We start from the raw sequence: 13,468 nt of genomic DNA, 5'->3' as shown, positions 1-13,468 counted from the left end.
TTCCAGAGCATCGTCAGTACAGAAGCACGTCGGCAACGGCGCCAGGCGACCCTCGCCCGATGTGGTGGGACGCACCTGCTGCCGCATGGGAGACGAACAGCCCCTCGTCGAGGGTCCTCCATAAAAGCGAGCATGCAACGATAACCGCCAGCAGGGCGAAAACGACCAAGGCGTACTCGACGCTCGATTGCCCCCGATCGTCTGCAAGCCGAAATCGCGCACCGTCTGCAGCGGCCTTCGGCACACACCGCCTACAGTCCGTTGATACCCGACGCGATCGCATCCCACAACTCCTGTATCTTCGGCCTGAACAGGGTGATTGCGATTATTGCAATCACGACGAGCACCCCGACGAGAATCGCGTACTCCGTCGTGCCCTGCCCGCGCGCATCGCAAAGTCGCCGTGCGATACGCACCCTCTCCTCGATCGCCTTGCGCTTGAATTCCTTTGCCAACCAGCCCATGACCTGCACCTATATCCCTTCCATCAAATCTATCATGATCGGCCCGAGCACGAAGATGAGCATCGCCGGCAGAATCAGCGCTCCGACGGGGATAAGCATCTTGACCGGTGCCTTTGCCACTCGCTCTTCGACTTCCGCTTTATGAACGCTGCGCGCCTCCGCCGCAGCCGACTCGAGCGTCTCCGCCAGGGAGGTTCCGAACCGCAGCGATCTGACCATGCCTTCGACGATTCTCGACAGCATGGGCGAATCGTACGAATCGGACAAACCGCGCAGCGCTCTGTCACGTGGCACCAAGCCGAGCGTCCACTGCCGGCGCGCCTGAGCGCAGTCCCGAGCAAAACCCGATTCGAAGTATTCGCAGTACAAGGAGAACGCATGGTCGAACGACAGCCCGCTCCGCAAGCCCAAGGCAACCACCTCGCACATCTCTGCGAGCTGAGGCCCCAGCCGCTCCCTGCGCAAAGCGGCTTCGCACTTCAATGCACGGGGAAGAGCGAACCAACCCGCGACCCCACCGCCTGCACCGAGCAGCGCAGAAAGCTCGAGCGAGAAAACCGCCCCGACAAGAAGGCCGATCGCCAGATAGGCCGCAGACAAGCACGCCCTCGCCGACTCGAACCCCGAAACCGTCAGTGACGATTCGAGCCCCGCCTTCAGCGCAAGGGTTTTGATCCCAGAGTTCGATCGGCTGGCGAAAAGGCGATCGCTCCTCTGCGCCGAACGCGCGAACGTCGGCTTGATGCTCTCCCTGCAAGCAAGGGCGAGAGCCCATGCGGAAAGCCCGCCGCACTCCGTCTCGGGCATGCCGGCAACGCCCATTTCCCTTTCCGCGCTGCGAACGCGCTGCCTTCGCCTGCGAACAACTGCTTTGCGGCGCAGGAAGACATACGTGCTGCATCCCATGCAACCCGCGCTTGCGCACGCTACGATCTCTGCAACCGATGGGATATCCACATCAATCAAACCCCACTTTCAGCATGTTCCGCACGCAAAGGACGCCCGCAACCTGCATCGTTATCGCCACCGCAAGAAGCGCAAGCCCGAAGCCGCTCGCAAAAAACGGGGCAAGGAAATCCTCCGTTATAAGAGAGAAAAGCGCCATTAGGACAAACGGCATGGCGGTTACGACTCGAGCGGACAGCTTGGCTTGCGCGGTTTGAACCTGAAGCGCGCGACGCAGCTCGAGATCGCTTTCCACAGAGTCACGCGCCGCCTCGAGAACCTGCTTCATGCTTCCACCCGCATCGTGCTGGATTTCCAGGGCGATGGCGATGAAGGAGATCTCCGGAATGCTCGCCCGGTTTCGAAGAGAGCCGAGCACCTCGTGCGAGGTGCGCCCCGCTTCGAGCCCATGAGCCGCCTGCGAGAAAAGCGCCGCAAGCGGTTCGGACGCTTCGTCGGCAAGATGCTGAAACGTCTGCATGAGCGAAAGGCCGGCGAAGAAGCACGACTCCATCGCGCGAAGCGCGTTCGGAACTTCCTCGCGCATGGCTTTGATGCGGGCCTCCCGGTTTCGCTCCGCAGCGAACCGGCACGCTATGCTCAGACAAACCGCAAGGGCCGCGCCGAATACGGGCGAGGCGCCGATCAGCGTTCCCGCAACAACGATGCCAAGCGAAACGGCGCACCAAACCGAGCAGGCCCTTTCCACCGTCGTCGCATATCCTCGAATCCGAACCGTCACCACGACTTCATCGAATGCGCTTTCAAGGAACGCGATCCGCAATGCAACCCGGGCGAGGGGAATGCACCAGGGAACGCCCCGCCTCAGCAACAGCGCCAAACCGGTGCCCTCCTCTGCTTCTTCTTTCCGAAAAGAACTCGACACGCGCACGCGTCGCACAGATGGAGCAATCGAGGCGAATATTGCAACGCCCCCGAAAAAAGCCGCACATCCGGCTAGCAGCATGAGAGCATCGGCGATTTCCATAGCGTCACCTCCGATTCTTTCGCCACGCCTCTTTGCGGCAGATCATCGACCCATGAGGGAACCGCCTCCCACCTTCCCGGTGCCCCCGCATGGCTCCGTTCGAAAAGCGTCCGAACAAAGCAGCCTCTGCAGCCGATCGCATGGTCGAGTTCGGCTATCTGCGAAACGAACCGCACGCCATCGGCACCTCGCTCTATCTGAATCACCAGATCGATCGCACTTGCGATATGGGATTCGATCACATCGACCGGAAGGTCAACGCCGTAACGGACCATGGTCGTCAAACGCATGACAGCCTCTTCGGGGGCATTGGCGTGAAGCGTCGTCAGCGAACCGTCGTGTCCGGTATTCATGGCTTGGAGCATATCGAGCGCCTCGGCGCCTCGGCACTCCCCAACAACGATCCGGTCGGGTCTCATGCGAAGGGCGTTTCTCACCAAATCCCTAATTGACACCTCTCCGATGCCCTCGGCGTTTTTCGGCCTCGCCTCAAGACGAACGACATGGGGGTGCTCGAAAAAGCGGAGCTCCGCCGAATCCTCGATCGTGATAATGCGTTCCTGCTGCGGAATCCTGCACGAAAGCGCGTTGAGCAATGTGGTCTTGCCAGTACCCGTACCGCCTGACACGGCAATGTTTTTTCGAAATTCGACAGCCCATCCGAGCAAGCGGCTCGTTCGCTCGTCGAGCGATCCTCCTGCAACCATTTCCTCAAGCGTCATCACATGCGCGGTGAACTTCCTGATCGTGACGACCGGCCCGTCGATCGAAAGAGGCGGAATGATCGCGTGGACGCGATGGCCTTGCGGCAAACGCGCGTCGACCGTCGGCGATGCCTCGTCGATGCGCCTGCCGATAGGTCCGATTATGCGATCGATCAACGCTCTAACTTGATCGTCCGAAGCAAACCTCTGCGAACTCCGGTAAAGCACGCCCTGGCGCTCGAAATACACCGCCTGCGTTGCGTTGACCATGATTTCGGACACCGATTCATCATCAAGGAGCGCCTCGATCGGGCCGAGCCCGAACATGCCGTCGAGCAATTCCCCCACGAGCCCTTCGCGATCGGACACCGGCACCGTCGCCCATCGCTCGTCCTGAAAGGCTTGTCTGCAGGCGCTCTTCACTTCGCTTCTCGCCAGCTGAAGGTTACGGGCCGCTTTGGCGGCAATGTCGTTTGCGGGTATGCGTTCGTACACCGATTCGCGCAGAAGCCCAACCAACGCGCTTCGATCAGTCGGATAGACCGGCACCTCGCCTTCAGCGCAGCGAGCGCGGCCCATCAAAGACATGCCGCCCTCCCCTTCCGCCGTCCCAAGAAGAAGCGCCTCGTACGTTCCGGCGATGAAGAAGGGGGCGCCTGGCCCAACGCTGCGTTACCTGGAAGAATGTCGATGAGAACGTGCTCCATGCTCAGGCACAGATCGTTTCGGGTGCCGATCAGCTCGAGAGGAAGTCCCGCCCCCAAAAGCTCGGCGACTTCCTTGCCGCCGTCCTTCAATTCGACCGCACGAGACCCGCCGAGCGAACATGTCGCCTCGAACGACGTGATCAACGCGTTTTTCGTGCACCTGTTCACCACGAACGTGAACGGCGTCGTCGCGATGCCGCACCGCGAGCACATCTCGAGAACATGCTTGCTCAAACCGAGCGACGTAGGGCGCTGATCCACCAGAAACAGCACGTGCGACGAACGCTCGAGAAGCTGGACGAGCGATTCGTCCCAATGCGACGAGGTGTTGGCAACGATGACGTCGAAAAGCGAACTCGCGTCGTCGACCACGCGTGAAAGCCCGCTTGCCACAGACTCCGATTGCTCGAGCTTTTTCGGAGCGGCCAAAAGGGCGGGCTGGGATTCACGGGGTACCGCCTTCTCGAGCCGGGATCGATCGGCGATGACCTCGTCGATCGCAACAGGCGATTCCTCGCCTACAAGGCGGCGCATGTCCCCCGCCTGCAAATCCGCATCGACCAGAAGCGTTTTATAGCCGAATCCCTGAGCGAAGAAGGCCGACAAGGCTGCAACGGTGCTCTTTCCCGCTCCGCCGGTTGCGCTCACAACCGTAATGAGAAAAGCGGTTTTCCGCAGAGACGCCTTTCGTGCATCCCCGCAAGCATCGCCCTTCGTTTCGCTCGCGACGGATTCCGACGCAGAGAGCGGCCGGTTCGCCCCCGGATTGCCCTGGATGGGGCAGACCGTTTCGTCGCCGCTTCCAGCGGGATACGCAACCGTGGGAAGATCGAGGCTTCTGCCAACAGACTCGCACACCGTCGCCGCCTCGGGCTTTCGATCGGCGCCCGCCCGGGATAGCCGAGGCGCACCTGGCTGCCGGCTCTTCGCCGAGCTGTATCGAGAGGCGAAATCGGCCCCTGTCAACGTCGCATCGATGCCCGCCGCACTGGCTCGGCTTTTCAAAGAACCGCCACCACCGAACGTCACCAGGCAAACGCTCGTTGCACCTGCGTCCTTTTTGAGCGCAGCCGCAAGGTTTATCGGATCCATCTCGTCGCTTGAAGCAACCCATGCCTCCTTGACGGCATCGGCTTCGCGGAGGTAGGCGCGCGCCTCGACCGCACTGCAAAACAACCGCAACCACGGCTGGGAAAGAAGGTTTTCTCCCCCGAGTCCGATCAGCTCAGGGTTCTTCGCGCTTTCGGAATCGACGCACAGCACGATTTCAGGCTTCATCTTCCGCTCCTTTCCTTTCGCCCCCCGGCAACACCAGATACAGCTCGGTCTTCTGCGAAGCGGCAACAAGCTCTTGGATCGCCTGGGGCTCGACTGCGAGGGCAACCCACGAAATCGAGCCGCCCCCCGATCCGCTTTCCCCTTCGTTGCTCGATGAGACGACAAGCACGTCAGAGGCAAGCAATTCGGTTTCAGCCGCTCCCGTCGCATACACGTCGACCCGCTGCCCCGCCGAGATTGCACCGCCTATCGCCTGCACGTCCTTCACCGGAACGCTCAGCACGCTCAGGCCATCGGGGACGTCGATCGCGCGACCTTCCCGCGCAAAGCGCTTCGCCGTAACGACCTCCCCCTCGTAGATGGGAGTGCCGAGCCGCTCGCCTGATACGTCCCGCACCGAGCGCACCGCATCGGGAGGAAGCAAATCCGCAAGCCAGAGCTTTTCCGTGGCATTCGAAGAGTCGAGCTTCTCGCCCGCGGCTATATCGCGCGTTGCCACGCAGACTTCAATCTGCTCGCCACCGTAGCGGGCAAGGGTTTCGGCGCGTGCGGCCGCAGCCTCCCCCTTGACGTCCTGCATGAAAGCGAACACCGCCCCAGCGCACACGATGCCGCATATGATGCCGATGGCGACCGTTGCAGGCTTCCTCATTTGCGCTCCTTGATCCGCGATGATTTCAACGCCACCAGCATTGCAGAGAGACCTTTCACCGCAGTCCGAGGTTTTGCATCGCGATCCAACGGATTATCCGCACACGCTCTTTGCGACCTTTCACCTTTTCTGCACGGATTGCTCCGCAACTGCATACGATTCGCCGCACGATCCAACGCGCATCGCATGAAAGCCTTACGCGTTTTGAGCGCAAAACAGACATGCGCAAGCTCGGAGTCCCGTCAGCAAAAAGCCACCATCCCTGTCGCGCAGCGGAAAACGAAAAACGGCCAAGAGGAACAAGGCCGCGCACGAAGAATGCTTTTTGAATTTCGAAATCCCCTCGGCGAATAAGGAGGTCGATGTCCCGACCGCTTTGGGTGTCGGCAAAGTTGCGTTTGCGGAAAATCGATTGTTGTGCGAGAATGGCTATTCGCACGTAACAGGGGCGATTGGCGCAGCGGGAGCGCAGGAGTTTTACACACTCAAGGCCGGGGGTTCAAATCCCTCATCGCCCACCATGGAATTGCAAGCCAGAAGCTGCATGCTTCTGGCTTTTTCATTGGTTCAAACGCCCGCTAGACAGCTGTCGCAATGCGGGAGCAATTACGCCTGTAACCCGAGGACAACAAACAGGTCGGCCGATTCCGTGCGAGGACGCTTTTGAGCCATCCCTCATTCTGATATATGGAGTTCGGTAACCGCCGCCTCGGGGCTTTTGCGACCGTCTTCCGTAACGGAGCGCACTTTAAGCTGGTAGACTCCCGGCTCTTCGGGCTTCCAGGAGAAAGTCCAATGCACCATGAGATCAGGATTGCTTTCCTCGGTGGAATGGCTCGCCCACGACGCGCCCCCATCGAGCGAAAACTCGATTGCGACGATGTGGCTGCCGAAATCATCAGCATATCCTTCGAGCGTAATGGTCTGGCCGACACTTCCCTGGACTGGTGCTATCATATCTCCCCCGATTCTCAAAACAAGTCGTATTCTCGCACACCGATAATCGCAAGGCAAGATGATCGAGACGGCTTCCCGAAGGCTCGCTCGCCTCGAAACGCGCCGCCTCCCACCAGCAGACCGCCATGCCAATGCCCGGCTTTCGAGAGCATGGCCGCAAACGCGCTTGCTCCGTGCTATGATGCTGAGCTATGTCGGAATCAGCAACAGATCAGCGCAGCGCAAAGCCCCTCTGGCTCTACAAGGGTTATCTTCTCATCGCCGCTGCCATCTGGGGCATGGGAACCGTCGTCATCAAGGCAACGGTCGATTCCTTTCCGCCTGCATGGCTTGTCGGCGTCCGGTTCACCTTTGCAGGCTTGATCCTCGCCATCGTGCTCTTTCCCCGACTCAAGAAGGCGCTCGACCTCGACCATCTGAAAAAGGGCGCCGTGCTCGGCGTGTTCATCTTCCTTTCCTACTGGAGCAACTCGACGGGACTCACCGATACAACCGCTTCGAACAGCGCGTTTCTCACTTCGCTGTACTGCGTGATCATACCGTTTCTCATGTGGGCTCTCTCAGGTCCGCGCCCGACGAAGTTCAACATCGCCGCTGCACTGGTCTGCGTGGCTGGCGTGGGATGCGTTTCATTTGCAGGATCAACCGACTTCTCGCTGCGCTTCGGCGATGCAATAACCCTTCTATCGGCCGTGTTCTTGAGCTTCCACGTGGTTTGCACATCGAAGTACGCAGGCGGACGCGACATGATGGTTCTCACGATAATCCAATTCATCGTTGCAGGGTTGCTCGGCTTCGCAGCCGCCCTCGTCTTCGAGCCGATGCCCGCATTCGCCGAGCTCGGACTTGAAACATACGTAAGCCTCGGATACCTGATCGTCTTCGCTTCATGCATCGCGCTCTTGCTGCAAAACATCGCAGTCGCCCATGTGGACCCCGCCCCCGCTTCGCTTTTCCTCGCCACCGAATCGGTGTTCGGAGTCGTGTTCTCCGTCCTCTTTCTCGGCGAAATGCTCACTGGTCCGCTCTTCATCGGGTTCGGACTCATCTTCGCCGGCATCATCGTCAGCGAGTATCTGCCGCTGCGCGCGGAAAGAAACGCTCTCGTAGCCGAGATCGATGCCGTCGAAGACAAGATAGAGGCGGCGCTTCGCAAAGACGATTGACGAGAAGCGCTGCAAAACGGCCATCCAATGCCGTTCAACTGGGTATTCTCAATCAATCTGCAGTCCAACCAACCCGGTTTTCAACTATTATCGTATAAGTCATGGTATGCTTTTCAGCAAGGCCAGCGAACGCATACAGGGGACCTCTGCCCAGGGAGCGAAACGATCTGACTGTGACTGCATCGAAACATACTGACCGGCATTCGTACGTCATCGACCATTCGTACCGCGTCGTTTTCATGAACGACGCGGCTCAGAAGCTCTTCCCTCGCGGGCACGTTGGAGATATCTGCTACGAAGCTTTCCGCAACAGGGATTCTCCCTGCCCCGATTGCCCCTGGCACCCCGAATCAGACGAACCCCTCAATCAGGAAGTCATATACAGCCAGCGGCTCGAACGATGGTTCGACATTCTCAGCTTGGAAACAGAATGGCCCGGCCATGGCCCCTGCGTTCTGTTCTCCTCGCAAGAGATCGATGAAACCAGCAAGAGCCTGTTTTTCGCCCTTTCCCAAGAGGCCACCTACGATGAACTGTTCGAAATCAACATCGAAAAGAACAGCTACCAGGTTCTCTACAGCGAAGAGGGAAAGTTCGTCATGCCTCCTCCCGCAGGCGCGCTCGATGCGATGTTCGAGGACGTCGTCGAGAACATGATCCATCCCGACGACCGCAATCGATTCATCGAGTTCTGGGAATTCGATACAGTGGTCGATCGGGTTTCCCGAGCGGGCGGAACGCTGCAGGAACGGTTCCGCAAAAAGCTTGTGGGAGGCGGATGGCAGTGGGCGGCGCAGACGATTGTCTCGGTCAAGCGCGGCGCCGGCAACGAGCCGGTGCTCATGTGCTTCATCGCCGAAGCGCCGAACGATTGGGACGAAAGCCTCACGATGGAAAGCGATGCCCTTCGACAGCACATCGAAGGAATCGACGCCGTCACAGGTCTGTACAATTCGGGCGTGTTCATGAGAAAAGCCACTGAACTCGTAGCGGCAAATCCCCAGTGCTCGTATGCGTTCTTCTATGTCGATATCGAAAACTTCAAGGTTTTCAACGAATGGTTCGGTCGATCGACGGGAGATCGGCTGCTCGAGGCGATCGGAACCTGCCTCAGAACCCTCGCCGTGGCCCATAAGGGGCTTGCGGGGTATCTTGGGGGCGATGATTTCGTGGCATTGCTTCCGTCCGAAACCGTTGAGATCGAAAGCCTGGAAAGCGAGCTTAAGGCACTCACCTCGTTAGCAGACCGTGGCATAGGATTCCAGCCGGCGATCGGAGCCTGTCTCATGCAGGGAAGCGAGATCCCCGTTCGCACCGTCTGCGACCACGCCATGACCGCTGCCTTGGCGATCAAGGGCAATTACGCGAAACGAACGGCATGGTACGACGAGGGTATGACCCATCGCCTCGAAGAAGACCCCAAGACCCTCATCGAAGTTCAGCGGGCGCTCGAAAACCACGAGTTCATCCTGCACTGGCAGCCGCAATGCAACACGCGAACGGGAAAGATCGTCGGGGTCGAAGCGCTCGTCCGATGGAACCATCCCCAACGCGGCCTCGTGCATCCAGCCGATTTCATCCCCATTCTCGAAAGAAACGGATTTATCGCAAGCCTCGATCTTTACGTATGGGAGGAAGCCTGCCGGCTGATCAAAAACTGGATCGATCGTGGAAAAACCCCTATCCCCGCCTGCGTCAACATTTCACGGGGCGATCTGTACTCCATCGATATCGTCCGGGAGATCACCGACCTCGTCGATAGGTACGGTCTCGACCGATCGATTCTCCATCTTGAAATAACCGAAAGCGCATACGCGGAAGACGAGAAGATGATCGAGGCCGTAAGCCGGTTCAAAGAACTCGGATTCTCGGTGTTCATCGACGATTTCGGCAGCGGATACTCCTCCCTCAACATATTGCGGGAAATCAGAGCCGACGTGGTGAAAATCGACATGAAGTTCCTCGATGCGATCGGCGACAGCCTCAACCGCAGCGAAAGCATCCTCGAATCGATCGTGAGCATGACCCACCTCATGGAGCTGTCGGTTGTCGCCGAGGGAGCCGAAACGAAGGAGCAAGTCGAATTCCTCAGAGACATCGGCTGCGCCTACGCGCAGGGATACTTCTTCCACAAGCCAATGCCTGCCGACGAGCTCGAACAGCTCATCGAGCAGGAAGGCATGGTCGATTACCGGGGCATCAACTACGAACCGGTCGAAATCATCGAGATCCACGACATTTTCAAAAACGATCTCGCCAGCCGAACGATCATCGACAACATCGTCGGCGCCATGGCGGTGTACGCCCTTTCGGACGATCGGTTCGAACTGCTGCAAGTCAACAAGCAGTACTACCGTACCACCCAAAGCGATCCAAGCGAAATGGCAGCCCGGCGCAAGGCGGTTCTCGAGTACGTGCACCCCGACGACAGAGCGCACGTACTCGACCTGTTCGAACGCGCGGAAAAACACACCGTATCAGGATCTCTCGGCACGTTTCGCCGCTACTCTGAATCGGGCGAGATCGTCTGGATTCGCCTCAAGGCGTTCCATCTTCGAAACGAGGAGAACAGAAAGCTGTTCTATGCGACCCTGCTCGATATCACCCACGACAAAAAGCAAGAGGATGCGCTGCGCATGTCGCAAGAAATGCTGAGCGAGGTCATCGGGATGCACTCCTCAGACCAGGGGATCGGGGACATCACGGACGAAAACCAACGGATCGCCGCCCAGGTTTTCGCCCAGAGCACGCCCAGCGGCCTCGTCGGAGGCTACTGCGAAGAGGGCTTTCCGCTCTTTTTCGCCAACAGCGAGATGGCCCGTATGCTCGGGTGCGATTCGTACGCCGAACTTGTACAGGCAACCGGGGGCAACGCGGCAAACTTGATCCACCCCGACGATTACCGGCGATTCGGATCGAATATCGATGCTTTCTTCTACGAGGGCATGGAATACAGCACGCAGTTCCGCATGATCCGCAAAGACGATGGCGTCATCTGGGTGGCGGCGCGCGGTCGCGTAGTCAAAACGAAAAGCGGCAGACTCGCAATAACCAGCGTCTGCGTCGACATATCGGAAACTGTGCGCATGCAGTCGGAACTCGAACTCGAAGACCGGCTGCTGAAAAGCGTTATCGAACAAGCCGATCTCAACGTTTGGCTCTACGATGTCGAAACGCACTCGATCTCGTTCAAAAACCTTTCCGAGGAAAGCCTTGCGATACGCCTGCTGCCCCCCGGCATACCGATTTCCAGCAGCGGATCGGCGGAAGCCCAGCTTGATGAAATCCTTGCACTCGACGTGCTTCCCGAAGAGAGCAGGAAAAAGGTTGCCCAGATGTTCGCGCACATTGACGGCGGCACCAATTCGGAATGCGAAATCGTCGCGAACTTCGGAAGCGATTCGCTGCATTGGGTGAAGATTTCAAGCGAAATCCTGTTCGACGGCGACGGCCGACCCGTCCACGCCATCGGCTACCTCGAGGACATCGACGATGCGAAGCGCCGCGAGATCGACCTCAAAAGGAAGGCGGATCGCGATGCTCTAACGGGACTCTGCAACCGTTCGGCTGGCACGCGGAGCATTCGCAAAGCGCTTGCCCAGGCGAAGGATCAGGGCGTTTCGGGCGCGTTCATCATCTTCGACCTCGATGATTTCAAACAGGTAAACGACCGTTACGGGCACCTCGCTGGCGATAAGGCTCTTTCCGAAAGCGCCCGGCATCTCAGCCGTCCCTTCAGGGCAAGCGATATCGTTTGCCGCTGGGGCGGAGACGAGTTCGTCGTGTACTGTTCGGGAGTCGAAAAGGAAGCGGTCCAGCGCAAGGTGGAGAAGATATGCGCAGAGCGCTGGCCTATCGAACTTCCCGATGGGGACATGCTCGAACTGAGCGCAACCGCGGGAATCGCCGCGGTTCCCGCAGACGGCACCGAGATGACCGAGCTGTATCGTCGCGCCGACAGCGCCCTTTACGAGGCCAAGGCCCGCGGGAAAGCCCGTTTCGCGATCCATCGCGACGGTCGGTCAGACGCCTAGGCCGACCGTCATATGCATCATGTAGAAGACGAATCGCATAAGGAATATGCCGGCAAAGGCGAGCGCGCACGAAGCGAGCGAGCGGCCGCTGCCCGAATCTTTACCAGCACGCACGCTCGAATGCATCAGCGCCGTCGCGGCCGCACAGCAAGCGAAAAAAGCCGCCACAACGAACCCGAACGCAGGCACGAGTTCCGCAGCGGACCCAAACGAATTCTCGATGCCGGGCAGTCCGAACCCCTGCAGCGCATAGACAACGGTATTTGCGGTAACCGCCGCAAACGACAATCCGCACAGCATCGAACCGCAATGCCCTACGATGTCTTCGGCCCGAGCCGCACGAAAAGCCAGCAGCGCGACCAAAGGGCCTCCCACGATCGCATTGAGCCACACGCCGATCGGGACGAACGGGGTGCTCCACGATACGATGGTCTCCGCATCGTAGGCAAACGCCACCGCCGTGATGAACGCCGCAGCAGCAATCACGATGCCGACAGCCCATACGCGCTGCAAAGCAACCTTCGGCTTGCGGGCAAAGGAATACAGCCAATACACTCCCGTCAAAAACAAGAATATGACCGCACAGAACACTTCCGTCGAGAGCGGGGAGCGACCGACGCCCATGAACACGTAGAGCGCGTTGGCCGGATTGCCCAGGTGGGTCGCCGAAGCGATGAGGCCCACCATCGAAACCGAAAGCGGGATGCAGAGGAACTTATCGATGCGGCGGCGAAGGGCGCCATCGAGTTTTCCGCACGCCAGAACGCCCGCCATGATCATGAACGCAAACGCCCCCGAGGGCGCGAGCGTCGTGAACAAAACGAGCGTGATCTCCCCCAGAGCCGTTTCAAAACCGGAAGACATCATCTAGCGGTAGTACCTCGGATACGCGACCTCGAGATCGAGTTCGCGCTGCAAACCCTCGAGGCTCTCCTTCGCTAAAAGGGCCAAGCCCTCGTAAAACGGATGCTCGGCTGCTTCTGCCAGCTGATCGAGAAAGTGCGATGACCAGGTAAGCACGTGATCCTGCAAGTACGGCTCGATCAGCTCCGACTTGTTTGCAGCAAGCCAGGCCAACAGTACGAGCATGAGGCCGATATGATCTTCGGGGGTCTTTTCATCGGTTGTGCGCTCGATTCCGTTTTCGCGCATCCATCGGCGAAGCGCCAGCGTGCTTTCCCCGAACACCACGCATTCGCGATCGGTGTAGACAGATCCCCAAGGCGGTGCGGGCTTTTTTGCCGGACCTACGAACAGGCGACGGTATTCCCACACCAGAGCATCGTCGTCGATCCCCTTGCCGAGCCCTTCGACCATGAGGCCAAGAAGGCGCTGCGCAGAGGCATCGTCGACGAACGGCCACTCGCAACCCGCCTGAAGCGGATCGAGATCGGCTATCGCCGCAAATACCGTTTGGGCATCGCCTTTGACCGGATCCTGCAGAAAAAGCGGTCCCAGGGTTTCGCCCACGAAAGCGACCCGGCCGCGGAAATCGTCTTGCTTGAGTTTCTCGTGCATCGGTCTCCTCCTCGAACACGCTCGCGCGTGCATCCATTGTAGCGCACGCGTACCG

Annotated in this window: 12 protein-coding genes and 1 tRNA gene; 3 read left to right on the top strand and 10 right to left on the bottom strand. The window is 59.2% G+C overall.

Going from position 1 to position 13,468, the window contains the following annotated elements; all coding sequences use genetic code 11:
- Positions 1-13: 13 nt before the first annotated feature.
- The 7 genes from C1719_RS02465 to cpaB form a co-directional block, all read right to left on the bottom strand.
- Positions 14-244, bottom strand: a complete 231-nt coding sequence (locus tag C1719_RS02465; protein ID WP_102373636.1) for a hypothetical protein — start codon at positions 242-244, stop codon at positions 14-16.
- A gap of 7 nt (positions 245-251) precedes the next feature.
- Positions 252-464 carry a hypothetical protein gene (locus C1719_RS15960; RefSeq protein ID WP_245874275.1) on the bottom strand — a complete coding sequence of 71 codons (213 nt, stop codon included), beginning with the start codon at positions 462-464 and terminating at the stop codon, positions 252-254.
- A 9-nt stretch (positions 465-473) separates the two neighbouring features.
- A complete protein-coding gene (locus C1719_RS02455) occupies positions 474-1,286 on the bottom strand; it encodes a type II secretion system F family protein (RefSeq protein ID WP_245874273.1) in 813 nt (270 codons plus the stop codon).
- 136 nt (positions 1,287-1,422) lie between these two features.
- A complete protein-coding gene (locus tag C1719_RS02450) occupies positions 1,423-2,397 on the bottom strand; it encodes a type II secretion system F family protein (protein ID WP_102373635.1) in 975 nt (324 codons plus the stop codon).
- Positions 2,367-3,689, bottom strand: coding sequence for a TadA family conjugal transfer-associated ATPase (locus C1719_RS02445; protein WP_102373634.1), 1,323 nt, complete (start codon positions 3,687-3,689; stop codon positions 2,367-2,369). Before C1719_RS02445 ends, C1719_RS02450 begins: the two co-directional genes overlap by 31 nt.
- Entirely contained in the window at positions 3,680-5,086 is a 1,407-nt protein-coding gene (locus C1719_RS02440) for a CpaE/TadZ family protein (protein ID WP_102373633.1), read from the bottom strand. The genes C1719_RS02445 and C1719_RS02440 overlap by 10 nt, the downstream gene beginning before the upstream one ends.
- Complete coding sequence (gene cpaB / locus C1719_RS02435; protein ID WP_102373632.1) at positions 5,076-5,738, bottom strand: Flp pilus assembly protein CpaB; 663 nt, start codon at positions 5,736-5,738, stop codon at positions 5,076-5,078. The genes C1719_RS02440 and cpaB overlap by 11 nt, the downstream gene beginning before the upstream one ends.
- Positions 5,739-6,184: 446 nt before the next feature.
- Here cpaB and C1719_RS02430 point away from each other — a divergent pair.
- Positions 6,185-6,259 (top strand) — tRNA-Val (locus C1719_RS02430).
- Positions 6,260-6,413: 154 nt separating this feature from the next.
- On the opposite strand, the gene C1719_RS02425 is transcribed toward C1719_RS02430, so the two are convergent.
- Complete coding sequence (locus tag C1719_RS02425; RefSeq protein ID WP_102373631.1) at positions 6,414-6,695, bottom strand: Ig-like domain-containing protein; 282 nt, start codon at positions 6,693-6,695, stop codon at positions 6,414-6,416.
- Between the two features lie 191 nt (positions 6,696-6,886).
- On the opposite strand from C1719_RS02425, the gene C1719_RS02420 reads away from it, so the two are divergent.
- The gene (locus C1719_RS02420; RefSeq protein ID WP_102373630.1) at positions 6,887-7,861 is read left to right on the top strand and encodes a DMT family transporter; all 975 of its coding nucleotides are present in this window, start codon (positions 6,887-6,889) and stop codon (positions 7,859-7,861) included.
- 173 nt (positions 7,862-8,034) lie between these two features.
- A complete protein-coding gene (locus C1719_RS02415; protein ID WP_180963430.1) occupies positions 8,035-11,895 on the top strand; it encodes an EAL domain-containing protein in 3,861 nt (1,286 codons plus the stop codon).
- On the opposite strand, the gene C1719_RS02410 is transcribed toward C1719_RS02415, so the two are convergent.
- Positions 11,884-12,762 (bottom strand): dimethyl sulfoxide reductase anchor subunit family protein, encoded by an 879-nt coding sequence (locus C1719_RS02410; RefSeq protein ID WP_245874272.1) that lies wholly within the window; start codon positions 12,760-12,762, stop codon positions 11,884-11,886. The genes C1719_RS02415 and C1719_RS02410 overlap by 12 nt on opposite strands.
- Positions 12,763-13,413 (bottom strand): Tat proofreading chaperone DmsD, encoded by a 651-nt coding sequence (gene dmsD, locus C1719_RS02405; protein WP_102373627.1) that lies wholly within the window; start codon positions 13,411-13,413, stop codon positions 12,763-12,765.
- Positions 13,414-13,468 lie beyond the last annotated feature (55 nt).

Source organism: Raoultibacter massiliensis (assembly GCF_900199545.1).
GTDB lineage: Bacteria > Actinomycetota > Coriobacteriia > Coriobacteriales > Eggerthellaceae > Raoultibacter > Raoultibacter massiliensis.
This window is presented reverse-complemented; position numbering and strand designations above follow the sequence as displayed.